22 protein-coding genes and 3 pseudogenes are annotated in these 22946 nt (G+C 56.2%); 11 read left to right on the top strand and 14 right to left on the bottom strand.

From position 1 onward, the window contains the following. The first annotated feature begins 170 nt into the window (after window positions 1–170). The 8 genes from istA (PCPL58_RS01610) to PCPL58_RS01570 all read left to right on the top strand — a co-directional run bounded on the left by istA (PCPL58_RS01610) (window position 171) and on the right by PCPL58_RS01570 (window position 8752). Entirely contained in the window at window positions 171–1193 is a 1023-nt protein-coding gene (gene istA, locus PCPL58_RS01610; protein WP_002551322.1) for an IS21-like element ISPsy4 family transposase, read from the top strand. After that, the gene (gene istB, locus PCPL58_RS01605; RefSeq protein ID WP_005741073.1) at window positions 1190–1999 is read left to right on the top strand and encodes an IS21-like element ISPsy4 family helper ATPase IstB; all 810 of its coding nucleotides are present in this window, start codon (window positions 1190–1192) and stop codon (window positions 1997–1999) included. The genes istA (PCPL58_RS01610) and istB (PCPL58_RS01605) overlap by 4 nt, the downstream gene beginning before the upstream one ends. Before the next feature lie 575 nt (window positions 2000–2574). Beyond that, window positions 2575–4608 (top strand): LPD7 domain-containing protein, encoded by a 2034-nt coding sequence (locus PCPL58_RS31880; RefSeq protein WP_414860602.1) that lies wholly within the window; start codon window positions 2575–2577, stop codon window positions 4606–4608. Between the two features lie 127 nt (window positions 4609–4735). Next, window positions 4736–5164, top strand: a complete 429-nt coding sequence (locus tag PCPL58_RS01590) for a GntR family transcriptional regulator (protein ID WP_024421269.1) — start codon at window positions 4736–4738, stop codon at window positions 5162–5164. 157 nt (window positions 5165–5321) lie between these two features. Further along, window positions 5322–5972 (top strand): AAA family ATPase, encoded by a 651-nt coding sequence (locus PCPL58_RS01585; RefSeq protein ID WP_005730296.1) that lies wholly within the window; start codon window positions 5322–5324, stop codon window positions 5970–5972. Next, entirely contained in the window at window positions 5963–6316 is a 354-nt protein-coding gene (locus PCPL58_RS01580; protein WP_024421270.1) for a hypothetical protein, read from the top strand. Before PCPL58_RS01585 ends, PCPL58_RS01580 begins: the two co-directional genes overlap by 10 nt. Before the next feature lie 546 nt (window positions 6317–6862). After that, on the top strand, window positions 6863–8176 hold the full coding sequence (locus PCPL58_RS01575; RefSeq protein ID WP_065348665.1) for a replication initiation protein: 1314 nt from the start codon (window positions 6863–6865) through the stop codon (window positions 8174–8176). A gap of 159 nt (window positions 8177–8335) precedes the next feature. Further along, window positions 8336–8752, top strand: a complete 417-nt coding sequence (locus tag PCPL58_RS01570; protein ID WP_005619498.1) for a hypothetical protein — start codon at window positions 8336–8338, stop codon at window positions 8750–8752. Window positions 8753–8998: 246 nt separating this feature from the next. Here the strand turns inward: PCPL58_RS01570 and PCPL58_RS01565 are convergent, their stop codons facing one another. From PCPL58_RS01565 to PCPL58_RS01530, 7 genes are all read right to left on the bottom strand, one after another. Then, the gene (locus tag PCPL58_RS01565) at window positions 8999–10228 is read right to left on the bottom strand and encodes an IS91 family transposase (protein ID WP_065348575.1); all 1230 of its coding nucleotides are present in this window, start codon (window positions 10226–10228) and stop codon (window positions 8999–9001) included. Window positions 10229–10315: 87 nt separating this feature from the next. Next, entirely contained in the window at window positions 10316–10810 is a 495-nt protein-coding gene (locus PCPL58_RS31655) for a hypothetical protein (protein WP_157893875.1), read from the bottom strand. Window positions 10811–10841: 31 nt separating this feature from the next. Next, on the bottom strand, window positions 10842–11054 hold the full coding sequence (locus PCPL58_RS01550; protein ID WP_060402979.1) for a hypothetical protein: 213 nt from the start codon (window positions 11052–11054) through the stop codon (window positions 10842–10844). A 102-nt stretch (window positions 11055–11156) separates the two neighbouring features. Next, the gene (locus PCPL58_RS01545; protein WP_054098588.1) at window positions 11157–11393 is read right to left on the bottom strand and encodes a hypothetical protein; all 237 of its coding nucleotides are present in this window, start codon (window positions 11391–11393) and stop codon (window positions 11157–11159) included. Between the two features lie 26 nt (window positions 11394–11419). Beyond that, entirely contained in the window at window positions 11420–11674 is a 255-nt protein-coding gene (locus PCPL58_RS01540) for a hypothetical protein (protein WP_057411422.1), read from the bottom strand. A gap of 45 nt (window positions 11675–11719) precedes the next feature. Beyond that, window positions 11720–12067, bottom strand: coding sequence for a type II toxin-antitoxin system ChpB family toxin (locus PCPL58_RS01535; protein ID WP_054098586.1), 348 nt, complete (start codon window positions 12065–12067; stop codon window positions 11720–11722). Then, complete coding sequence (locus PCPL58_RS01530) at window positions 12064–12318, bottom strand: AbrB/MazE/SpoVT family DNA-binding domain-containing protein (RefSeq protein ID WP_054098585.1); 255 nt, start codon at window positions 12316–12318, stop codon at window positions 12064–12066. The genes PCPL58_RS01535 and PCPL58_RS01530 overlap by 4 nt, the downstream gene beginning before the upstream one ends. A gap of 152 nt (window positions 12319–12470) precedes the next feature. Here PCPL58_RS01530 and istA (PCPL58_RS01525) point away from each other — a divergent pair, with 152 nt between their 5' ends. Both istA (PCPL58_RS01525) and istB (PCPL58_RS01520) read left to right on the top strand, forming a co-directional pair. Then, window positions 12471–13493, top strand: a complete 1023-nt coding sequence (gene istA, locus PCPL58_RS01525; RefSeq protein WP_002551322.1) for an IS21-like element ISPsy4 family transposase — start codon at window positions 12471–12473, stop codon at window positions 13491–13493. Next, window positions 13490–14299, top strand: a complete 810-nt coding sequence (istB, locus tag PCPL58_RS01520) for an IS21-like element ISPsy4 family helper ATPase IstB (protein WP_005741073.1) — start codon at window positions 13490–13492, stop codon at window positions 14297–14299. Before istA (PCPL58_RS01525) ends, istB (PCPL58_RS01520) begins: the two co-directional genes overlap by 4 nt. Window positions 14300–14348: 49 nt before the next feature. Here istB (PCPL58_RS01520) and PCPL58_RS28735 read toward each other — a convergent pair. Together PCPL58_RS28735 and PCPL58_RS01505 are read right to left on the bottom strand one after the other, a co-directional pair. Next, window positions 14349–15225, bottom strand: a pseudogene (locus PCPL58_RS28735) (IS3 family transposase); the annotation flags it as partial. Between the two features lie 90 nt (window positions 15226–15315). Next, a pseudogene (locus PCPL58_RS01505) lies at window positions 15316–15618 on the bottom strand (Tn3 family transposase); the annotation flags it as partial. Here PCPL58_RS01505 and PCPL58_RS28730 point away from each other — a divergent pair. Continuing rightward, window positions 15581–15862, top strand: a pseudogene (locus PCPL58_RS28730) (recombinase family protein); the annotation flags it as partial. The pseudogenes PCPL58_RS01505 and PCPL58_RS28730 sit on opposite strands and share 38 nt — an antisense overlap. Before the next feature lie 255 nt (window positions 15863–16117). Here the strand turns inward: PCPL58_RS28730 and PCPL58_RS01500 are convergent. The 5 genes from PCPL58_RS01500 to PCPL58_RS01480 form a co-directional block, all read right to left on the bottom strand. Next, on the bottom strand, window positions 16118–17305 hold the full coding sequence (locus PCPL58_RS01500) for a phenylacetate--CoA ligase family protein (RefSeq protein ID WP_065348662.1): 1188 nt from the start codon (window positions 17303–17305) through the stop codon (window positions 16118–16120). An 82-nt stretch (window positions 17306–17387) separates the two neighbouring features. Then, window positions 17388–18764, bottom strand: coding sequence for an MATE family efflux transporter (locus PCPL58_RS01495; RefSeq protein WP_065348661.1), 1377 nt, complete (start codon window positions 18762–18764; stop codon window positions 17388–17390). Window positions 18765–19901: 1137 nt separating this feature from the next. Beyond that, complete coding sequence (locus PCPL58_RS01490; RefSeq protein WP_044394051.1) at window positions 19902–20933, bottom strand: hypothetical protein; 1032 nt, start codon at window positions 20931–20933, stop codon at window positions 19902–19904. Window positions 20934–20936: 3 nt separating this feature from the next. After that, the gene (locus tag PCPL58_RS01485) at window positions 20937–21932 is read right to left on the bottom strand and encodes a hypothetical protein (RefSeq protein WP_065348660.1); all 996 of its coding nucleotides are present in this window, start codon (window positions 21930–21932) and stop codon (window positions 20937–20939) included. 147 nt (window positions 21933–22079) lie between these two features. Then, on the bottom strand, window positions 22080–22721 hold the full coding sequence (locus tag PCPL58_RS01480; protein WP_065348659.1) for a recombinase family protein: 642 nt from the start codon (window positions 22719–22721) through the stop codon (window positions 22080–22082). Window positions 22722–22946: the final 225 nt, after the last annotated feature.

Raw genomic sequence — 22946 nt, 5'->3', positions numbered from 1 at the left:
GCGACCATCGCTGACATCGAGGAGCGGGGCCGACGCCTGTTTGATCCGCTCAAGAAGCCTTCGGACAACGCGCTGGTGTTCTACCTGTCACCGCCACTGTAAAAATGACCCCCTAACGCCAACCTAGAATTGACCCCCCTGGGTAAAACTGGCGGCTTTGAGCTGCCAATATGTTGACCCAGGAGCAGTCTGTGGAAATTAAAGTGTTGGCCCGTCAGGGCCATGGCATCAAATTCATCGCCCGTGAGCTGGGTATTTCGCGTAACACCGTGCGCAAGTACCTGCGAAAGGCCCGGTCGCTACCCAGTGACAAGGTGAGACCCGCACGTCCGTGCAAAATCGACCCCTTCAAGGACTACCTGCACGAGCGTATTGAGGCGGCGCGCCCACACTGGATTCCGGCGACCGTCCTGCTGCGTGAGATCACGGCATTGGGGTACAGCGGCGGCGTCAGTCGTCTGAAGGCTTATATTCGCCCCTTCAAACGTAAGGCAGAAGAGCCGGTGGTACGTTTCGAGACACTGCCCGGCAAGCAGATACAGGTGGACTTCACCACCATTCGACGAGGCCGTCAGCCGCTTAAGGCGTTCGTGGCGACACTTGGTTTTAGTCGAGCAAGCTTTGTCCGTTTCTCCGAGCGAGAGGACAGCGAAGCCTGGCTGACAGGGCTTCGGGAGGCGTTCGCTTACTTTGGCGGCGTGCCCGAGCAGGCATTGTTTGATAACGCCGGAACCATCATCACCGAGCGAGATGCTTTTGGGGAGGGCCAGCACCGTTGGCATCCCCGATTGGCTGCGCTGGCCGATGAGTTTGGTTTTATTCCCAAGGTCTGCCGCCCTTACCGTGCCCAGACCAAGGGCAAGGTTGAGCGCTTCAACGGGTATCTGAAGGGCAGTTTCATTACCCCGTTGGCCGCTACGCTCAAGAGTGCGGGTCTGACGCTGGATGTGGTGACGGCCAACGCACATATCGGCCAATGGCTCGACGAAGTCGCTCATCAGCGGATTCACGGCACGACGGGTGTTCAACCGGCGGTACGTCTGGCCCAAGAGCAGCAGGTACTATTACCACTGCCAACACAGAGCCTGCGCCCGCAACCCGCCCAAGGCCTACGCCTGGGACGGGTCCTGCCGTACGAGAGCTTGCAGCATCCGCTGTCGGTTTATGAGCAACTGCTGGAGGTGAGAGCATGAACCTTCAACATGCTCGCCTGACAGAACTATGCAAGGGGCTAAAGCTTGAGCGCGTCGGGGTGGACTGGCCGCACCTGGCCCAACAAGCAGCAAGCGGCGAAGACAGCTTTGCCGACTTCCTCGAAAAGCTGCTGGCTGCCGAGACCGATGCCCGAAGTGAACGCTCTCGACAGGCCCTGCTGAAAACTGCCGCGCTGCCCGCTGTGAAAACGCTGGAGCAATACGACTTCGCGTTTGCCACCGGCGTCCCCCGGGCACAGCTCCAGGAGCTGGCAGCACTGAGTTTTGTTGGACGTGCCGAGAACATCGTGTTCCTGGGGCCTAGTGGTGTAGGCAAGAGCCACCTGGCTATCGCCCTGGCCTACCGGGCAGTGATGGCCGGTATCAAAACCCGCTTCGTCACGGCGGCTGACTTGATGCTGCAACTGACCGCTGCGCACCGCCAGGAACGGCTCAAGGAATACTTCAGTCGTGTGGTGATGGCCCCTGGGTTGTTGGTCATCGATGAAATCGGCTACCTGCCGTTTGGTCGTGATGAAGCCAACCTGTTCTTCAATGTTGTCGCCAAGCGCTACGAGCAAGGCAGCCTGATCCTCACGAGTAACTTGCCGTTTACCCAGTGGGCCGGAACCTTTGCGGATGATCAAACACTGACAGCGGCCATGCTGGACAGGCTGTTACATCATGCCCATATCGTGCAGATGACAGGTGAAAGCTATCGACTCAAGGACAAGCGCAAAGCAGGAACCAAATCTTCTCGGGCCGAACCGGCTCGAAAATATGAACCCGAGGGGGGTCAAAACTAAGTTGGCGATTTAGCACGGAAGGGGGTCACTTTTTAGTTGGCGTTGACATCTACCGATCACCTTCCGTCACAGCGGTGCCCAAGGCGGTGACTGCGACAACAACGCCTGGACGATCCACTGCCGGTCGTAGGCCCAGGACTTCCGGCAAGCCCCGCCCTCCCCGTCAATGGCGGCCTGGGTCTGTCGTCCCGCCCTACGCCAAGAACCCGCATCGGGTCGCGACGGTGGCTGACATCGAGCAGCGCGCCCGGATGCTGTTCGATCCGCTCAAACGGCCCGCAGACAAGGCGCTGGTGTTCAAGCGCGCCTCGATCAAGGCCCTGACCGTTAACAGGCAGGCCTCGACGGTGGCCGCGTATTTCACGCGCGAAGCGCAGCACAACCAGATTGCGCCGGCTCATCGCCGGGCCATACGCCGTATCGATCAACAGTATTTCGCGCTCAGGCGCGCCGTGTTCTCCGATCAACGCTTAACCCGCCAAGACAAGGCGCAGCTGGTTTCCGTGCTGACCTTCGAACGGCTCAAAGCGCGTGAACAGTTCCACAACCCGAAACCCAACATCGAGGTAAATCTCATGGGCAGTGCAGCAATACGCAATCTTTTGGACGATGAAAAGGAAGACCCAGGCTTTAGCATCAGCGGCGCGAGGGGGCCAGGCCCTGAGGGCGTGCGTGACCGGGTGAAGCGGGTCATGGACCGTCTGGCCAAACAGCTTGACCCCGCCGCCGCCAGTGAGCGAGCCCGTGAACTGAGCGCCAAGGACCTGTACACGCGTAAGGCCAAGTTCAGTCAGAACGTGCATTACCTGGACAAGCAGACCGACAAGACCCTGTTTGTGGACACAGGCACAGCCATTTCCATGCGCCGCACGGGCATTACCGAAGCCGGGGTGTCCGTAGCACTCCAGCTGGCCCGGGAGAGGTTCGGCAGCACACTGACGATCAACGGCACTGCTGAATTCAAAAAGCTGGTGATCGAGGCGGTGGCCAAGAACGGTTTGGACGTGCATTTCACCGACAAGGCCATGAATCAAAGCCTGGCAGATCGCCGCGCAGAGCTGGAGATTGAGCGTGGAGGTCTGAGCATTGGTCCTGCCAACGACCTTACCCGGCACGTAAACGATTCCACACGGGACGTGCGCGACCAGGCGGATCGGATGGGCGTTACGGTGCCGATCGAGGCGCTGTATGGAGAAGGCAAAACGACTGAGCAGGTTAGCCAGGCGCTGGCCAGCCAGCTGGACACAGTTCCCGAGCCGGAGCGCATTGCGTTCGTGGAGACGGTGGCCATCACCCTGGGCATTCCTGAACGCGGTCAGCCCAAAGGCGACCAGGCGTTTGCGCAATGGCAGGCGCAGCGTGCGCAACCGGCTGCGGATTCCACCGCGCCGGCCACGTCTGAGGCACAGACCAGCACGCCTGAGCCGGTGAGTACTTCAGCTGGCACAAGCCCAGCGCCGGCACCAGTGAACCCGGAAGCCGCAAAGCCTACGCCGGCTGATGCCAAAGACCTGCCACGGCACGTTGATGACTCCTCACGGGAGATACGGGACCTGGTGGATAAGTTGGGCGTTACAGTGACAATCGAGGCGCTATATAGAGAAGGAAAAACCGCTGAGCAGGTTAGCCAGGTACTGACCAAAGAGCTGGACTTCGTGCCAGAGCGGATGCGCGTTTCGTTAGTAGAGCTGGTGGCGACCACGCTGGGCATTCCAAAACGTGGTGAGCCCAAGGGCGATCAGGCCTTTGCGCAATGGCAGGCGCAGCGTGCGGAATCGACTGCCGATTCCGCAGCAACAGCCACAGCTGAAGTGCAGACCAGTCGGGCCAACGACCCTGACCTGCAGAGCCCCAGCGAGCTGGTCAGGCGTGAAGCGCAATGGCGTCGTGATTTCCCGATGTCCGAGGCTGACGTGAGGGCTTCTGATGTCGTCATGGGCTTGCGAGGTGAAGACCATGCCGTGTGGATCATTGCGACGGATGACAAGAGCCCGGAAGCGGCTGCGCTGCTGACGGCGTACATGGAAAACGACAGCTACCGCGAAGCGTTTAAAGGCGGCCTTGAAAATGCCTATCGGCAAGTCGAGACCTGGCCTGAATCGGTCAAGGACCTGGATGAAATCACCGCCATGGCGGTTGGCGTCGTCAACCAGGTTGAGCAGCGTCTGTACCCAGACCCTCAAGCAACAACGGGCCAGACAGCCCCGTCCAGGAGCAACTTCATCGATGGCACGCTGATCGAGCACGGAGAAGCACCGTATCAGCACAATGATGACAATCAGATGAGCTACTTCGTGACGCTCAAGCCCGAAGGAGGTAAGCCCCGCACGGTGTGGGGCGTGGGGCTGGAAAAGGCCATGAACGATGCAGATCTGAAGCAAGGCGACCCGGTACGTCTGGAAGACCTGGGCACCCGACCTGTCGTGGTGCAGGTCATTGAGGAGGATGGCACGAAGACGGACAAAACCGTAAACCGCCGCGAATGGTCAGCACAGCCGACCGCGCCTGATCGGGAAGTGGCCGAGACCACGCCCAAGGGCCAGGCCATCGCCGCCGGCACCCCGGAGCTGTCATCCCCGGATGAAGATGACGGCATGAGCATGGACTGAGCCGTTTGGATCAGCCACCTCCAGCTCCCGAGGTGGCACCCACGAAATCAACTGCTTAACCCTGCGCCGCGCCGAGTCCGGCGCGCCGGCGCAGAGTTCTGTTCGCATGCATGGAAAGGAGACGTAAATGAGTAACACTAGAACGCAAAAGCTGCACGCGCAGCACGTGCTTGAAACCATTGCCCTCGGCATTGCACAGCCTGTAGCGCTGCCCCGCGCGACGATAGAAGAAGCGCTTCGCGAAGCCATCATGGATGGACGGCTTGAACCGGGTGAACGGCTTGCGCAGCAAGCCATTGCCAATGCCTTTCAGGTCAGCCGAATGCCCGTGCGCGAGGCGCTGCGCTCGTTGGAAACGCAGGGTTACATCGCCGCGCAGTATCACAAAGGCTACCTGGTCACGAACGGCAATGAGCCGCCCCAGTGCGGACACCTGCCTGGCTTGCTGAGGTGCGTTGCAGAAGGCCATAAGAAGTTGGGCGACCTCGAATCAAAAGTGGCCTTTGAAAATGAAATCCTGCTCATCCTTGGCCGGCTACGCCCTACCCCTTCCTGATGCACCGGTAGATCACGATGTCTTGGCTATTCTGCTATCCAAAGGCCGTCTAGCTCAAATCAAGCAGATGTACAGTGGCAGTTTCGTATATCCTCATAGCAAAATTTCAGTAACTTATGTAAGTTATGTCACTTTAGTAATCCTACAAGGGCTTCTCATGATCTTACTTTTAGGCGGTGAAAAGGGCGGCAGCGGGAAAAGCTGTCTAGCTCAAAATCTGGCCGTTTGGTTGCAGGCTCGAGGAGGTGATGTCCTGCTTCTAGATGCGGACCCTCAGGGCACGACTGCTGACTGGGCTGCAGAACGGTCTGCTCAAGGAGACCTCCCTGCGATTCCTGTCGTGCAAGCGCACGGCAATATTCGTCAAACACTCACAGACTTACGTGGCCGGTATAGGCAAATTGTGGTCGATGCTGGAGGATCCGATTCAGAGGCGCTGCGATCAGCGATGACGGTAGCTACTCATATGTTGATTCCTTTTCGACCCAAGCGCCGAGATCTCAAAACCCTTCCCAAAGTCGACAACCTGGCGCGACTGGCAACTGCGGTAAATCCAGCATTGAATGTACGTGCAGTGATCACCCAATGCCCAGCCCTTCCAAGTCAGATACAGCGGATATTGGATGCCAAAGAAGCGTGTCGCTCCTTTGGCATCCAACCTCTTGACGCTATTACTACAGCTCGCAATGTCTACGACGATGCTGATGAAGACGGATGCTCGGTCCTGGAGAGCAACTCCGACCCTCGAGCTAAAGAAGAAATACAGACGTTGGCAGCGGAGCTTTGGGGGGATGCCAAATGGGACTGAAAAATTTGATTCGTAAGCCTGAGGAAGTCTCCCCATCATCCGAAGCTAACGATGAAGCCGCGCTGGCTTTCATATCTGCTGCACCAGTCAGTGCTACCCCAGAGCCTAAGCGCAAGCGTAAGAAAGCGCCCACGTTTGTGCGTACTACTTTTTCCCTGTCCAAAGACCTGAACAGACAGATTGATAAGATTTCTCTATTGCCACGGACCTTCCGCATATCGCGTTCCGATGTGATTCGGGCTGGAATCATGGCCCTCCAGGAACTGGATAAGGCTGATCTGCTTGCGCTGCTTGAGAAGGCATCTAATGCCGAGCCGATTACAGATTTCATGGAAGACGAGTAAGCGCTTTAACTTACGTAAGTTATTACTGTTGCGTAAGTTATTTCACTATTTACTCTGGAACCCCCGTATCACAAGGCCTATAGCCATTCGTATTAGCTAAAAAATCAGCTGTTAAAAATGGCATTTTCATTGCGGATAGGGAGTTCGGGTGATAGTGTTCACCCACTTTGCCTGCCCACCGTTGCTGGGAAGCAATATTTTTCATGCTCGAACGAGCGTAGACGGGAATATGTTAACGATTTAGCCAAATAGCAGAAACCAAAAAGCCCCGGTTGGCGCCGGGGCTTTTTGGAAAATCCTGAACAGGCCGTTTGCGAAGCGGATCACCTGTTCAACACACATAACGTGAGCTGATTATGGCTTTCACTGAGGCTTTGTGCAAGTCGTCAAAAGTGAAGTCTTCAGTTCACCGCTGAACGGTGGACTTATGGAAAAGATTCTTCATCAGATGTGCGTCGTCGATGACCGCACCCTGCCCCCCCAGTTGACCCCTTGTGTTACTCCCGTTCACGCCGTTGGCCAAACTGCTGGCCAGGGCGGTGAAGCATGAACCACGACAACGCGATCAGTCTTGCCCTCGCGGCCTCATCCACGGCCAACGCAGATCCGCTGGCCAGCAGCACCCACCTGCCGCCTGCCCGTTTCTTCGAAGACGGCACTGCGCTCAACCGGTTATTGCTGGAAGCGCCGTACCTGGCGCGGTGCAGCGACGACAAAACCGCGACTCGCGTCCGTCCTCGTGAATACGCGCTGCGTTATCCCTATATGCAGGTCAATCGCCCCGGCATGGTGTCGTGGCTGGTGTTCGACCTGGACCATGCCAACGCCTTGGCCTGGGACGATGCCGGGTTGCCCGCGCCGAACCTGATGGTGCGCAACCGCAAAAGCGGCCATTCCCAGCTGTTCTATGCCGTGCCGTCCGTGTGCACCACCGAGAACGCACGGGCCAAGCCGATTCAGTACATGAAAGCGATCTATGCCGCTTTCGCCGCTCGCCTCGACGCGGACGTGGACTATCACGGTGGCCCTGTGGCCAAAACACCCGGCCACCCCTGGTGGGAGACGACCGAATTCCACAGCCACGTGTACGAACTGGGCGAACTGGCAAGCGCTGTGGAGTTGACCGTCAAGCCTTGGGCCACAGGCCCCAAGCTTGACCAGGTGAGCCATTCGCGGCACTGCATCCTGTTCGAGCAGCTGCGCTATTTTGCGTACAGCATCGTCAATCGCGAGCGTGAGCTGGGTTCGTTTGAGTCGTTCATGCGCTCGCTCGATGCGTATGCGTACAACCACAACAGCTTTCTAAAACAGGGTTTTTCCGAAAACCTGCCGCTGTCGTCGATACGCGCCACGGTCAAATCTGTAGGCCGCTGGACGTGGGATCGCTACACCGGTGATCGTCGTTGCCATCGAGGCGCAATGCAGCTTGATGGCAACTTGTCGCTCACCGAGCGGCAGAGCCGGGCTGCCAAGCGCACCCATGAACTGCGGCACAAAGCCACAGAATCGAAGATCCGCGCCGCGTGCCGACAGCTTCAAGACCAGGGCAAGGCGCTGGCACGTTCTGCCATTGCAACACTTGCCGGCGTTTCGGTGAGAACGGTGGCCAGCTACACGCACATCCTCACTGAAGTCGCTCAACCGACCACTGTGAGCGTTCTCAAGGTCAGCCGTAAGGCTGTGCCCATGCAACCTAAGCAAGATCGTTCACCTGCTACTCCACCCGTCCAGGCCCAGGTTGGTCAGCCTGTTGATGGCCGCGCCTCGGGTGTGCAATATGGTGTACATCAGATATCTGCGGTCCCGCAGGGGCCGCAAGCCGGGAAGCCCTTAAAGACAGAACATGAGGATGGTTCATGATGGGGAGTGCGCGGATGAGTGTTGTGTTCTCTGGCGCATTCTTGTGTTGATCCGCTCGACCTACATAGAATGCGCTGTGGTTACTCATTGCTGGGGTGGGTTTCAGCGCTTTGTTACCTTTCTCAACGCATCAAAATAGACACCTACAGGAGTTGTAAGGTGAACAATCGACGTAATGATTCGGATGATTTGGTACTGCTGGGCATCGCCATTGCAGTGATCGTTGTGTGCCTGTTTGTATGGAAGTTCTCGAAAGCTGTCAGCCTCGATTTTCATGCCGGAGGCCGTCTGCTGCTTGGCATGATCATCGGCATTGCGATTCTTTGTGCAGGGTGGTGGCAAGAAAATAATTACGGATCTATTTTGACCGTAAAAAATGTACTGCCTGCATCACTGGCCGCTGTCTGGCTGGGGTTTTGGCCTGCATTGCAACAATGGGGCAGCGTAGGCCTGTTCTTCCCAGGTGAAGTGCAAGATGTAGAGTGGTGGGCTAATGGGTTCACTCGCTGGGGCGTGTTGCTCATCATTGTGTTGGGCGGCTATTCCTATGTACACCGTACCCGTGACGGGTACTAAGTTTTGATAGGACCACTTGTTGCACAGGAGCAGTCATGTCGCCGGTAACCATCATCGAAGGCTTGATGCATAGGAATTTCAAAATGCCTATGCATCAAGCTGACGCTATGGAAGGAGGCGTCATGCCTTCATAGCGATGGGTAGGAAGACGCTGATGCGTTACTTATGCAGTGAAAATCCCTATCAATCCGCATTAACGCAGGTTATTTAACCGCGAAGCTTAGGTGCGGACGCACCTTCCCCCTGTCAGGGCTTCACGTACCTCATCTGCGCGATCGCCTGAGCGTTGAGGACCAGTCCCTGCACCGTCAGCCCGCTGATTGCCGCCGTGTATACCATCCGTGCGCCACACAGCACGCAACGGAACGGATCGACGTTTAGAAAGGCTTTGGCCATCTGCGCAAAATACAGCTTTGGTACCGGTCCTGGCGTCGCCATCTTCAGTGCTTCATAGACCTTCGGCAGGTACTGCCCGCAGACCCGATTGGCCAGAAAACCAAAATACCGGATCATCCGGAAATGCTTTTCCGGGATGTGCTGCACCACCCGGCGCAGCATGTCGGCCTGGCTCAGCGTTTCCTGCTGATAGGTCTGTGTGCGGTGATCCAGGTAGGTGAAGCTCAACGTGGCCCCGCAGGTGTAATGCGCCAGACGACTGCCCGAGATCGGCGGTTTTTTCAGGTAGCGGCCCAGGTAATTGACGGTCTTTCGCCCGTTTTCCGTCTTCTTCGACAAGTGGATGTGCCAGTGCTGGCCGCCAGCGGTCAGTATCAGACGGCGCCAGTCGCTTTCACAGAGGATGTGGGCCAGCGGCGGCGGCATCGTCAGTTGCGAAAGCGGCTGTCCCAGCAGGTAATCGCGCACCAGCCACATCCAGCGCCGCCGCAGGGCCTCTTTGTGGAACGACAGATTTTTCCAGACGCCCTGCTCATCCAGGCCGCCCGCGGTCACCGACAGGTGGACGTGGGGATGCCAGTTGAGCCGCCGGCCATAGGTGTGCAGCGCCCCGAAAATCCCGACGCGCAAACCGCGCCGCTTGGCGGCGTAGATCAGGTTATCGGCCGCCAGCCGAAACAGCGCATCGAGCAGCCAGCGGTTGTAGAAGAACAGGGGCCACAGCGTGTCGGGCAGCGTGAACACCAGATGCTGCCAGGGGCAGTCGGGCAGACGGTTGTTTTGCACGGCGATCCACTGGTCGGTGGCCTTTTTGCCGCAGGAGGGACAGGCCCGGCAATGGCAGGTGTTGCACAGGTATTTGACGTGCGGGCAATGCTCATTGCCACAGGTGTAGTGTTTGACGCCCAGTATCGAGGTGCCGCAGGCGAGCATTTTGCTGATCGACTCCACTTCGATTTGGCGCAGACCGCCGGCTTCCAGCAAATCTGCCCAGCAGCCGTTGGCCGTGAAGAGGTTTTTGAGCGGTCGAGGTGTGTAAGCAGGCGGTGCAGAGGCCACGTCAGCAGGGCGGCTCCTCATCGTGGTGAATGACGGCGGTGATGGCGAATCCGCCTGGCCCTTCTCTCATCGAAACGCTTACGCAAGAAGCGTCGGGAAACATGTCGTTCAGATACGTTGTCTGGCAGCAACTACAAAGATCGACATCACCGAAAGGATCGATATCGAAGGAAAAGTCGGTATCGGGCACGAAGGTGGTATGCCCGGCGCGTTGGAGACGGGTCTGCTTTGCCTTGGCTTTTGCCCGGCTCGCCCGTTTACGTTTTTTTGTCTCTGACGCCATGTGTAAGCCTGTGCTGAGGAGGTATCGACTCGATTTCGGCTATGATAACCGATTTCAAAATCCCACAATTTGCAGCCGCAGGCTGCCCAGTTCACCAGCTGGAGCTGCTGCTTGTCGACCGCATTCAGTTCCGAGCAATCCAACGCTTGGAAGCCCGCATTGCCAAGCATCTTTGCAGCCAGGTTGGGATCGCCCAACCGAGCGGCCAACGCTTCTGCGATAACAAAGCCGTGTTCAAAATCACTGAGGGCTGTAAGTGCTTTCATTCTGTGTTTTCCGTAAATTCGTAAATCGTTGATAATCCTTGTGATCTTGCTCAATCCCGCGCGTTTTCCAGCGGGTTTTCCCGGATCATTTCTTGTAGAGGCGAACCCACTCGATAATCTCATCCAACTGGCGGTTGTCCAGTTGGGCGCAGTTCGCGTAGATCGCGGCGGCGACGTGGCCCTGGCACCGTTCGGTCGATGAGCCAATGCCATCCTTACCGTGCATGCCTTGCTGGCCGTCGTCGGTCAACACTCGCTCATTAGAGCCCGTCACAAACTGTTTCGCCTGAATTGCCATGGTCTGCGTTCCTGCTGGGTCTGAGTGCCGAAAGTGGCCTGTTTCTACTTCCTAGGCCCCGGTTTTTTAGGCCGAGGCTTGAGGGTGCAGCTGAGCGGTTTCCTATCTGTCGGGGCGCTTGCCCGTCTTGAGGCGTTTCGGAGTCACGTCCTTGGCAAACGCGACATGCTCAAGGCCCACATCCGCGCGTACGTCCAGTGCGGCCCCGCTGTACCACACCTCGCTGCCCTGAATACGCACCGAATGCGTGCGCAGCCAAGCGTAACGCTCTGCAGCCAGACGCAGCGCGGCCAGTTCGTTAGCGTCGATAAGTTCGGCCGGGGCCAGCGGTTCGGTCATGGTTTTTTCCTAAATCAATCGGATTTCTACTGCTCCAGCTTCTTGATTTTGTCCTTCACCCCAGCGTGGAAGAACTGGCAAATACCGGCGATAGCAGCCATCAACATAATGAGCGGCGTCCATCCTTCGGCGAGCGCTTTTTGGTCTACTGGCTGGCCTGCGATCATGGACACCATGACGATAGCAACCATCGCGCAGACGATCAGCACGCCGCAGAAGAACGCCCGGCGGTAGGCTATGCGTAGCTTGATTTCCAGCTTGATAAGTTCGGCTTTGGTCATGGCTTCGCCTCTCTTTTGGCGATCGATTTGGTCATTCCGTTTTCCTTATTCAATAAGCACTTGAATGCGGGCCAGTACATCGTCCATCACTACCTCGGGAACCGTCTCTACGCGCTTACCCCCACGGGCCTCAAGATCAACGGTGCGGAGTTGATTGCATAACACCACGCCTTGCGTCTCGGTGCCGGAACCGCTCAGGGGCACGGCAAAACCGGCATAGCGGGCAAAATCTCCGCCTTGAGTGACGGGCGCGATCAGGACCAAGCCCGACACGTTGAAGGCCGCAGGCGAAATGATCAGCGCAGGACGAAAATCACCTTGCTGCTCACGGCCAGCGGTGGGATTCAGGTTCAGGCGCACAATATCGCCACGGTTAAATTTGGCCCGCTTCACGCTTCACGCCCAACAGCTGACATGGCATTCCACACTGCCATGTCGGCAGGCTCCGGCGCGCTCAAGTCACACTGCGCCATCAGCTCGGCCAGCGCGTAATGCGGCTTGGCCTTCGCAGGCTTGAGGGTCATAACCTCGGCGGACACATCGAGTTTCAGCACATCGCCACTGACCAGATTCATCAGCTTAAGCACGGTTGCGGGCAGGCGAATCGCCGCGCTATTGCCCCACTGCTGCACTTTGACTTCCATAATAACCCCCTAAAAAGTTTACACATTGTAGATACTAGACACGTTTACCGCAAGCGTTTTGTATAAATGTCACCGCCACTGTAAAAATGACCCCCTAACGCCAACCTAGAATTGACCCCCCTGGGTAAAACTGGCGGCTTTGAGCTGCCAATATGTTGACCCAGGAGCAGTCTGTGGAAATTAAAGTGTTGGCCCGTCAGGGCCATGGCATCAAATTCATCGCCCGTGAGCTGGGTATTTCGCGTAACACCGTGCGCAAGTACCTGCGAAAGGCCCGGTCGCTACCCAGTGACAAGGTGAGACCCGCACGTCCGTGCAAAATCGACCCCTTCAAGGACTACCTGCACGAGCGTATTGAGGCGGCGCGCCCACACTGGATTCCGGCGACCGTCCTGCTGCGTGAGATCACGGCATTGGGGTACAGCGGCGGCGTCAGTCGTCTGAAGGCTTATATTCGCCCCTTCAAACGTAAGGCAGAAGAGCCGGTGGTACGTTTCGAGACACTGCCCGGCAAGCAGATACAGGTGGACTTCACCACCATTCGACGAGGCCGTCAGCCGCTTAAGGCGTTCGTGGCGACACTTGGTTTTAGTCGAGCAAGCTTTGTCCGTTTCTCCGAGCGAGAGGACAGCGAAGCCTGGCTGACAGGGCTTCGGGAGGCGTTCGCTTACTTTGGCGGCGTGCCCGAGCAGGCATTGTTTGATAACGCCGGAACCATCATCACCGAGCGAGATGCTTTTGGGGAGGGCCAGCACCGTTGGCATCCCCGATTGGCTGCGCTGGCCGATGAGTTTGGTTTTATTCCCAAGGTCTGCCGCCCTTACCGTGCCCAGACCAAGGGCAAGGTTGAGCGCTTCAACGGGTATCTGAAGGGCAGTTTCATTACCCCGTTGGCCGCTACGCTCAAGAGTGCGGGTCTGACGCTGGATGTGGTGACGGCCAACGCACATATCGGCCAATGGCTCGACGAAGTCGCTCATCAGCGGATTCACGGCACGACGGGTGTTCAACCGGCGGTACGTCTGGCCCAAGAGCAGCAGGTACTATTACCACTGCCAACACAGAGCCTGCGCCCGCAACCCGCCCAAGGCCTACGCCTGGGACGGGTCCTGCCGTACGAGAGCTTGCAGCATCCGCTGTCGGTTTATGAGCAACTGCTGGAGGTGAGAGCATGAACCTTCAACATGCTCGCCTGACAGAACTATGCAAGGGGCTAAAGCTTGAGCGCGTCGGGGTGGACTGGCCGCACCTGGCCCAACAAGCAGCAAGCGGCGAAGACAGCTTTGCCGACTTCCTCGAAAAGCTGCTGGCTGCCGAGACCGATGCCCGAAGTGAACGCTCTCGACAGGCCCTGCTGAAAACTGCCGCGCTGCCCGCTGTGAAAACGCTGGAGCAATACGACTTCGCGTTTGCCACCGGCGTCCCCCGGGCACAGCTCCAGGAGCTGGCAGCACTGAGTTTTGTTGGACGTGCCGAGAACATCGTGTTCCTGGGGCCTAGTGGTGTAGGCAAGAGCCACCTGGCTATCGCCCTGGCCTACCGGGCAGTGATGGCCGGTATCAAAACCCGCTTCGTCACGGCGGCTGACTTGATGCTGCAACTGACCGCTGCGCACCGCCAGGAACGGCTCAAGGAATACTTCAGTCGTGTGGTGATGGCCCCTGGGTTGTTGGTCATCGATGAAATCGGCTACCTGCCGTTTGGTCGTGATGAAGCCAACCTGTTCTTCAATGTTGTCGCCAAGCGCTACGAGCAAGGCAGCCTGATCCTCACGAGTAACTTGCCGTTTACCCAGTGGGCCGGAACCTTTGCGGATGATCAAACACTGACAGCGGCCATGCTGGACAGGCTGTTACATCATGCCCATATCGTGCAGATGACAGGTGAAAGCTATCGACTCAAGGACAAGCGCAAAGCAGGAACCAAATCTTCTCGGGCCGAACCGGCTCGAAAATATGAACCCGAGGGGGGTCAAAACTAAGTTGGCGATTTAGCACGGAAGGGGGTCACTTTTTAGTTGGCGTTGACAATTGGGCGCCCTGGTCGGAGTGAAACAGCAGGCCCTGAGGCTTGCCGCGTTGCTCATAAGCCATGTCCAGCGCCTTGATCACCAAGTCCGTATCCGGCTTGTTCGAAAACGCCCAACCCACAATCCGACGCGCATAAAGATCCATAACCACTGCCAGGTAATGCCATTTCCCTTGCGCCCAGATGTAGGTGATGTCGCCACACCAGACCTGATTGGGCGCGGGTACATCGAACTCCCGATTCAAAATATTCGGAATATCAGGCCGCTCCGCTGTTGCGTGTTTATAAGTATGCGAGCCTGGTTGCTTGCTGATTAATCCCAGTTCCCGCATCAGGCCACGCACCTTGAACCGACCGATTTGCTCGCCATCCTCCTGCATCATCGACACGATACTGCGGCTGCCGGCAGCGCTTCGACTTTTCCCGAACAGCTATTGACTCGGCTGAGTAAACGAACCCGCTCGGGGTCTGGAGCCCGGCGTCGCAGGCAATGGTCGTAGTAGCACGAGCGAGGTATCTCGAACGCTTCGCACAGCAACTCGATCGGCTCATGGGCACCGAGCTGATCGATCAGCGCATGCGCTCGTGTTCTTCCGACATCAAGAGCGCGGTAGCCTTTTTTAAAATGGATTTCTCCCGCTCAAGACGGGCGATCCGGGCTTCTAGTTCCTGGATTTTCTGCTGCTCGGGCGTCATGGCTTTGCTCTGAGGCGTTACGCCATTGCGCTCCTGCTGGAGTTGGCTCACCCAACGACGCAGCGCAGACTCGACCACCCCAAGCGAACGGGAGGCTTCGATGTGGCTATAGCCTTGATCGAGCACGAGGCCTGCGGCCTCGCGTTTGAATTCAATGGAAAAGGTACGGCGTTGTTTGGTCATCAGACACCTCTATATCTGGCGATATTCTCGCCTAAATGAGTGTCCGGAATCATTAGACCACTACAGGGGGCGAAATGACACGTTAAGAACTTACGGCTTGGGCCAGAGATATTCGCCTGTCAGTAATATGTGAGCCCAACCAAGCGGAGAGATGTGTGCCAGAAGTTCGGGTGGCACATCTAGCCCTTCCCTTTGTCGTTCAGCGACCGCGTGACCGATGTGGATGGTGTTCCAGTAGATAATGATTGCGGTGAGCAGGTTGAGCCCAGCAATCAGGTAATGCTGCCCTTCGCTTGTGCGGTCACGTATTTCGCCCTGGCGGCCGATGCGCAACGCATTCTTGAGAGCATGGTGAGCCTCACCCTTGTTAAGGCCGATCTGGGCGCGCCGCTCCGGCATCGCGGAGTTCGAGCGCGATCTCATCAGTGAACGAGTCAAGTCAGGCCTCGCCGCTTCTCGTGCCCGAGGGCGTAAGCTCGGGCGGCAAGTAGGCGTGCGCCCGAAATCCGACAAACTTTACCCCAAAGTCATCGAAGCGATTGAAGCAGGTCGCAGTTACAGATGGATTGCCCGAGATCTTGGTATTAGCAAGAACACCGTCACTGAAATTGTCCGCAGGCATCGCGAAACGGCTTAGCGTGTCATTTCGCCCCCAGCCTGAACCGACCCCAGGGACACACCGGTCAATCGTGCAACGTCTTTAACTGAGGTGATGCGAGGCGGGGCCTGTCAGGTTGACGGATAATCATGCTACAGAGGCCTGTAAATATTAGTCTGTTCGTTTCAGTTTCGTGGACTCTGACCTCTGACGCTTCCGAATCCTCCAAAAAACTGCACCGACACAGCCAAAGGCACCGTCGGTGCAGCGTGTTCATGCTTTCACATCAGCCATTCAATTCCTGCGGTCAATGATGTAGAGCATTTTGCCTCGCTCCGAGACGGCGTACTCTCTGGCATCCTTGCGCACAACCAGCACGCTGCCCTGGTCTTTCTGATAGGCCTCGTTGATGTCCGGAATATCGGCGATGGCGGTTTCGATTCTGGCGCGTTCATCTTCGTCAACTTCCGAGGCCTGAACGAAAACAGTCACCAGTTCCTTGCGCGCGTCAGTCACTGACAGGTGGACCTGGATTTCCAGCGTGCGGCCCAGTGTCTGTTTGATCGCTTGCTGAATGATGCCCAGACCGATGAGGTTGCCCATGAAGTTGAAGCTCATGTCCTCTCGCTGGATGTCGGTCAGGTAGAGCTTGTCGCCCTTCATCGAAAGGGTGGCGGTGTCTCCCAGGCGATACCTGAGCAGCGGTGTGAAGTTCTCGCGGGTCAGCGAGGTGATGAGGATGCTGTCGCCTTCTTTTTCGATGAAATACTTGTCGGACAGAAACTCGTATTCGGTGTGGCAAGGGCTGTTGGTGAACCCCAGAATGCCGCCCTCGGAACTGCCATACACACCGACGATGGAAACCTGTTCGCCAAAGGCTTCCCTGATGATTTTCTTCTGGAAGGTTTTCAGGCCCTTGCCATTGAAGACGACCTTTTCGATGTCGATGTGCACGCCGTGCTGTTGCATGGCATCGATGAACTGCAGGATGGTCGAGGGTACGCCAAGCAGTACGTTGAGCTTGATCGAGTTGAGTGCCTCGAAGTGACTCTTGGTCAGCAGGGTGATGTCACCCACCGACACTACATGCGCCCCGCAGTTGCCGGCCATCATGGTGGTGATGTTGTTCAGGGCAGAAAACAGGTTGATGGTGAACAGGTTGGCGCAGCGATCACCGGGTTGAATAAAGCCGTTGCTGCGAAAGACGTTGGAGCGTGAGCTGTCTTCATCGACTTCGCAGTCGTAGTAGTAATAACAGCGTTTGAGGTTGCCGCTGGTGCCACTGGTAAAGCCGATCAGGCAGTTTCGCTCGTTGCGCTCAAGGCAGCGTTCGGTTTGTGCCGCGAAGCCTTCCTTGTCCATGATCGGTACGTGGGTTCTGAAGTCCTGGTAGGTGAAACCTTCAAAGTCATTGTTCTGGTGGGTTTTAGCGGCAGTATTGGAAATTCTGCTCCATTCCTTTTCTACATCGTAGGCAGTCATGAGAGTCCTCTATAGTCCATTTTTTTGATTATCTGTACGACCTGCCTTCCCCCTCGGCGGCGAAGGGTGGGCAAAGCGTGGGCTATGAGTTACCCCGATGGAGGGATCGGTTCCCTATGAAGTTGGCCTTGTTGCTCGGTATCTTTTTCATGAGCAGATGGGCTACCCAGCAGGCACAAAAGGCCACTACTGTGTTGCCCAGTAGTTGCCCGAGCATCACCCCGACGCTGCCAAATGCCTGTGCGCCGTACCACACGAACGGTACGGTTCCCAGGCTAGCGCGTAGCCAGCCGAACAGCGTTACGTACATCGGCCTTCCTACGCTGAGAAAGATGGAGGTGGCGATGAACTGGAGCCCTATCAGGGTCCAGAGCAGGCCGCCCCATCGGCAGAACGCGAAGAACACGACCTGGCCTTCACCGGCGACATGAAACAAGCTGGCTAATGGCTCAGCGAGCAGAATGAGTAACAGCGAGGTCACTGAGCCGTAGCCGATCAACAATCCGTACGTCATCTTTATGGCTTGCGACACGCGAGCAGTGTTCATTGCGCCCAGGTTTTGCCCCAGTATCGGGATCAGCGCACCGGGCAAGGCGAACACGATACAAAAAGCAACCTGAATGACCCTGTCGATCACCCCGATAGTCGCCAGCGCCTGAGACCCGAACGGCGCCATCGCAGCCATTACGTATGCCATGCCCACTGGAGTCGCCAGGTTGCCAATCACCGCTGGCAAGGCGGTTCGCCCGATATTTCTGATGTCACCTGACAGGTTCTTCAGGCTGACCCGACAGGTCAGATGGGCGACTCGGTGAACGTAGTAAAACCCCAGACAGGCCGATATCAGGCTCGATATCAGGTAGGCGATGCCGGCACCCACCAGGCCCAGATCGAACACCAAAATAAGCAGCGGATCTGCGATGGCAACGGCGGCCGTCGCCGTCAGCAGGGTCCACATCGCCTGTTTGCCGAAGCCTGCACTGCGCAGTATCTGCACGCATAGCTGCTCGACAGCGACCAGCACCGAAGCCGGAAGGGTTAGCCACAGATACTCACGCGCCGCTGTAAAACTGTTGCCCTCTCCGCCCAACATGCGGATGGCTTGGTCGAGAACTACCAGCTCAAGCGCAGCGCCACAAATGGCAGCCATGCTGCCAAGCAGCACACCACTACTGGCGAGGCGTCTAGCTTGATCCGGCACGCCGCTGCCCAAGCTTCTCGAAACCGTTGTCGAGACCGCCACGGCGATGCCTAGGATCATCGAAATGAGGAAGAACATCAGGGTTTTGGCTACAGCGAACGCAGCCAGCAAACTGTCGTCACGCAGCATCGCGATGTAAACCACGGTCAGCACTTCGATCAGAAAGATCGACAGCAGGCTGGTCGCACTGGTGCTGGTCATGAATACAACATGCCGCAACATCGACCCCTTGGTGAAGACTGCTTTGGTAACTACCATTGATCCTCATCTTCTCACTGATCCCAGATGAGCAACGGCATTGCATCACCTCAAGCTCTATATGAAAAGTGGCTGCGCTCCGGGATGCTGCGTTAAAAACAAGCTCGAAACTCATTTACAATCCGTAAAATCCGCTTCCTCGCCTTTTTTGCCTTGCATGAACCCCACTCCCGGACTTTCGTACAGGGCATAATATGTGGTCATCAGGGCTTGTGGGTTCCGAAGAAAGATTCACAACTGGCGGATATGTCGCTCAAGAAGCTCCACGCTGATGTGGACATATGGCCATCCTGATTTGTCATTGCTTCCGCATAAACGATCTGGTGGAGCAATTCGACGCTAGGCCAATCAGATCAAAACGCTGCTCACTAACGTGTTCATCCGCCTGCGCTCGAGCTGCACGACAAAATGCTCGCGGCTGACTTGCCGACCTGCTTCGCTCATTTTCATTCGCAGCTAATGTGAGTTGCCAGCGATGTAATGCAAGCAGACGCAGCTGAATGCAAGCTCGCTCGCAGCTAATGTGAGCCAGAGGACTGCGCCAGTCGCAGTTAATCTGAGCCGAAAAGTGCGCTGATTGCGAGCACGCGTGTTTTCAAACGCGAGCCGCTACAGGTAGTGATGCTGGGTGATTGACATAACCACTGTGTGATTGCTATTATTTGGTCACTGGCCTTTGAGCCCTTTGCTACACCTAGTGCCTTCGAGGCCTAGAAAAAACCCGCCCTAATAGGCGGGTTTTTTCGTTTTGAAAGGTACTGAGCGGCGGCATGATGCCAAATTTGGGCGGCTGTGGGCTCCTCTCGCAAGATAGTGCATTGGGATTGAAAGTGGTAGACATCACCCGCTGCGGCAGGATTATTCACCGATCATCGCTTTCCCGTCTTTTTCCGGCTCCTGCTCAACAGGCCCAGATTTACCTAGCACGTACATCGCCGACGCTGAGCCATTGTTCAAGCTTGCAGACACCACGGCCAGCAGTGTCCACCCGTCTTTCAGACGAGCATTTGCGTTATTCTAGCCAATCACCTGCTTGACTGCGTCACCTCAATCAACTGCATGACAACTCTTTAAACTGCAGACTGGCCGCCCCGTATGGCGCGGCCGTGGGGATTCTGTTGGCTGCTCGACACTACTCTATTCGACTTCTCGCAAGAAATTTCCATCAATGTCAAAGTCAGCTATTCGGGTATTTTTGACAGTCCCTCCAAAGGCGTTTTTACCTCTAAACGTGGAGTAGACCCGGATAAATTTACCCTTATCTACGTATCGGGTGTCGACGTGTTCATAGCTGTCGGGATCATTCATGGCCTGTTTGATCAGCCTCTCAAATGTTCGGTGCGAACCATCCCATTGGCTGAACTGGCTTTCGATCTGTTTAGTGCGTGAAGCACGCGCCGCTGCGGCCTGTTGATCGGCCTCGATTTTCGCCTGACGTGAAGCTTCAGCTTTCTTGAAGCGTTCAAGACTTTGCTGGTATGTCTTGTTGGCGGGTTCAAGCTCAAGCAGTGAGGTGTAGAGTGACATTGCTTTGGTGTAATCGGCGGCGTCTACAGTTTTGAGATCGTTAAGCAGTCCCGCAATATTGTCCTTACGCTCTTGCTCACGCGTGGCCTGAGCCATCTCAGCAGCGAGTCTCGCCAGCTTCTGCTGCAGCACCAGATACTCAGGATCCGTAATAACAGAGGCATATCTGGCGTTGATGGCGGTTGCTTTATTGACGTCTCTCGAGTCAAGCGCGGTAGCCATTTCTCGCAATATCGAAGATTTGTTGGTTAGGTAGAACTGCCGGGTGCTCTCAATCTTTGCGTGTGCAACTGCTGCGCTGGCTTCACGTTCGAGTTGATCCGTACGATCCTGCTCTGCTTTGGCTGTAGCGACGCGCTGATCCTCCATACGTGAGGTGTGAACGTTCAGCACATACGTAGAAGCAGTCAGACCTATCAGGACGACCAACATCCGCAAGTGGAGCGGATCCCCGACTTTGATGGCCACCAGCAAGCGGTCGTAGACTGGGGGGCTGATCAAAATGGCAAGACATATCAGCATCAAACCGGAGATCCAGCTTGACGCAAAAACGTTCACTCCCAACGCAGTTATTACGCCTGTGACAACCCACCACCGTGGATTTATTCCGTGCGGTACGCCGCTGAGCATAATTGAGAACATCACTTACTCCTTGTTATTCAGCGTAGCAATACCGCAGTTAAGCTCGTAGCCTTTCCCTGTTTTCCATACAGTCCTATCTAGGTACGCGTTATAACCGTGGAAAGGCTGTTTGAAAGGCTTGCCCTGGGCTATTTTCTGTTCTAGATCGGAAGCCGAAATCCCAGTGACGTTGGTTATCATCTGCGTGCAGAGGCTTGCCAAAAGTTTGGCGTCTTGGGCCCCATGTGAGGAAACATTGACGTTAAGCATCAATTTCACACGCGTGACTTCGCTTGCATTTCCTTTGCCATACAGCGCTATGTTGTTAGGCAACGCTTGGTTTCCCAACTCCTTGTAAGGTGTGGCGCAAGAGAAAATGCCATCGTAAAGCTCAACGTAGCCGCTTTTGTTTGGCTGAAAACCGTCGATATCGGCAAGCGCGCTGCATGCAGATAGAGGGGAAAAAGCTTCTCCACTGGCTGCATTTGAAGGTGATGTCCCTCCCATAAGTCCGACTGCCAACACCGCAACCGCCAAGCGGGTCAATACCTCCTTCTTCGGCTTGAATTTAGGCGTACCGGTTAGAAATGCAATTGGGTCCTCGGGCTCCTCAATCGAGGCGATAGCTTCGGTGATGTTGTAGGTATCAGGCATGCTCTGATGCGCGATAAGTGACAGCACTAGGTTGACAGTCAACGTAGAGAAAACCTTGCTGGCACTCGGTGACGCTTTCAAAGCCTCTCTGGTCCTGGGGCTCAGCTCAGAAACAACTCGATGCGAAATGAAAGTATGAAGCGCCTCCTGCCAAGCTTCGTCATCTTTGATCCCAAAGCCTTTGTCGATAACGAGGCTCGTGCTTTTAGATTTCAACTCGGGGAAATGAGCTTGCACTGCCGTGAACGTGGCCCGTGCAAACTCGGCATACGCAGCATGACGAACATGCCGGTGATAGAGTCCACGATAAAACAGAAAGAAAAACCCAGCCCACGCTATACAGATGGCTGTCATCAAAGCGTTCATCAAACTTCCTCAATCCTTGGAAAAAGCCTGACGGCTCATGGGTGGCAAGATGCCGTTATTCTACAAAGAATTAAGTATGATAGCCCGCAGAGTTCCGAAAAAAACGTACGGTAAGCACTGCTGACGGTAGACAGACTCTCGTGCCGGCTAGAATTTTATCTGCTCAAGCTTAGCCTGGCGCTGTGCCCAAACACGCTTTACCTGGCTGACACTGATCCCGGCCAGTCGCGCAGTCTCCGCAATGCTACACCCACCGTTTTTAAGTGCGATGATCCGTTCATGCATTTTGGTATCCGGCTTACGACCAACGTACCGACCTGCGCCCTTGGCCAAGTCGATGCCTTGGCGCTGTCGCTCACGGCGGTCTTCAAAGTCGTCACGGGCTATTTGCAAGGCCACACGCAACAGCATGTCTTGGACGCCCTGCAGTACCACCTTGGCGACGCCACTGGATACCTCGGCCAACTCCGAAAGATCAACGATGCCGGGCACCGCCAAGCGTGCGCCCTTGGCCCTGATCGCGCCCACAAGCTTTTCTGCTTCCGTCAGAGGTAGACGGCTGATTCTATCGATCTTTTCCGCAATGACGACTTCACCTGGTTGCAGGTCCTCGATCATGCGCAACAGCTCGGGGCGGTCGGATCGAGCGCCCGAGGCCTTTTCGCGATAGACCGCAGCCACGTAGTAGCCCGAGCCTCGCGCATTGCCAATGATCGCTTCCTGGCGCTGCAAGTCCTGGTTTTCGGTACTGACACGCAGGTACACCCGCGCAATATTGAGAGTTGTCATGAAGATGGCCTATTTAGGTATACCCAAAGGGACAGAGTCTATCAGGGGTGGCTCATTTCTCCAGAAAGCAATCCTAAAGAGCTATGTAGAAAAGAGCTACCCATTTGAGCCGTATCATTTTGCACCGCTACACCTTTGTGTCTTTTCGGCGCTAAGCACAGGAATAGGTCAGCTCGCGATTGTGCTAATTAGCTAATTAGCGCAATCGCGACTCTGAGAAAGGCG

Source organism: Pseudomonas cerasi (assembly GCF_900074915.1).
GTDB classification, from domain to species: domain Bacteria; phylum Pseudomonadota; class Gammaproteobacteria; order Pseudomonadales; family Pseudomonadaceae; genus Aquipseudomonas; species Aquipseudomonas cerasi.
This window is presented reverse-complemented; position numbering and strand designations above follow the sequence as displayed.

Excerpts from the sequence above, each read along its gene's own strand:
- istA (WP_002551322.1), top strand. The coding sequence starts at position 171 with ATGTTGACCCAGGAGCAGTCTGTGGAAATTAAAGTGTTGGCCCGTCAG.
- istB (WP_005741073.1), top strand. The coding sequence starts at position 1,190 with ATGAACCTTCAACATGCTCGCCTGACAGAACTATGCAAGGGGCTAAAG.
- PCPL58_RS31880 (WP_414860602.1), top strand. The coding sequence starts at position 2,575 with ATGGGCAGTGCAGCAATACGCAATCTTTTGGACGATGAAAAGGAAGAC.
- PCPL58_RS01590 (WP_024421269.1), top strand. The coding sequence starts at position 4,736 with ATGAGTAACACTAGAACGCAAAAGCTGCACGCGCAGCACGTGCTTGAA.
- PCPL58_RS01585 (WP_005730296.1), top strand. The coding sequence starts at position 5,322 with ATGATCTTACTTTTAGGCGGTGAAAAGGGCGGCAGCGGGAAAAGCTGT.
- PCPL58_RS01580 (WP_024421270.1), top strand. The coding sequence starts at position 5,963 with ATGGGACTGAAAAATTTGATTCGTAAGCCTGAGGAAGTCTCCCCATCA.
- PCPL58_RS01575 (WP_065348665.1), top strand. The coding sequence starts at position 6,863 with ATGAACCACGACAACGCGATCAGTCTTGCCCTCGCGGCCTCATCCACG.
- PCPL58_RS01565 (WP_065348575.1), bottom strand. The coding sequence starts at position 10,228 with ATGAGGAGCCGCCCTGCTGACGTGGCCTCTGCACCGCCTGCTTACACA.
- PCPL58_RS01550 (WP_060402979.1), bottom strand. The coding sequence starts at position 11,054 with ATGGCAATTCAGGCGAAACAGTTTGTGACGGGCTCTAATGAGCGAGTG.
- PCPL58_RS01545 (WP_054098588.1), bottom strand. The coding sequence starts at position 11,393 with ATGACCGAACCGCTGGCCCCGGCCGAACTTATCGACGCTAACGAACTG.
- PCPL58_RS01540 (WP_057411422.1), bottom strand. The coding sequence starts at position 11,674 with ATGACCAAAGCCGAACTTATCAAGCTGGAAATCAAGCTACGCATAGCC.
- PCPL58_RS01530 (WP_054098585.1), bottom strand. The coding sequence starts at position 12,318 with ATGGAAGTCAAAGTGCAGCAGTGGGGCAATAGCGCGGCGATTCGCCTG.
- istA (WP_002551322.1), top strand. The coding sequence starts at position 12,471 with ATGTTGACCCAGGAGCAGTCTGTGGAAATTAAAGTGTTGGCCCGTCAG.
- istB (WP_005741073.1), top strand. The coding sequence starts at position 13,490 with ATGAACCTTCAACATGCTCGCCTGACAGAACTATGCAAGGGGCTAAAG.
- PCPL58_RS01500 (WP_065348662.1), bottom strand. The coding sequence starts at position 17,305 with ATGACTGCCTACGATGTAGAAAAGGAATGGAGCAGAATTTCCAATACT.
- PCPL58_RS01495 (WP_065348661.1), bottom strand. The coding sequence starts at position 18,764 with ATGGTAGTTACCAAAGCAGTCTTCACCAAGGGGTCGATGTTGCGGCAT.
- PCPL58_RS01490 (WP_044394051.1), bottom strand. The coding sequence starts at position 20,933 with ATGTTCTCAATTATGCTCAGCGGCGTACCGCACGGAATAAATCCACGG.
- PCPL58_RS01485 (WP_065348660.1), bottom strand. The coding sequence starts at position 21,932 with ATGAACGCTTTGATGACAGCCATCTGTATAGCGTGGGCTGGGTTTTTC.
- PCPL58_RS01480 (WP_065348659.1), bottom strand. The coding sequence starts at position 22,721 with ATGACAACTCTCAATATTGCGCGGGTGTACCTGCGTGTCAGTACCGAA.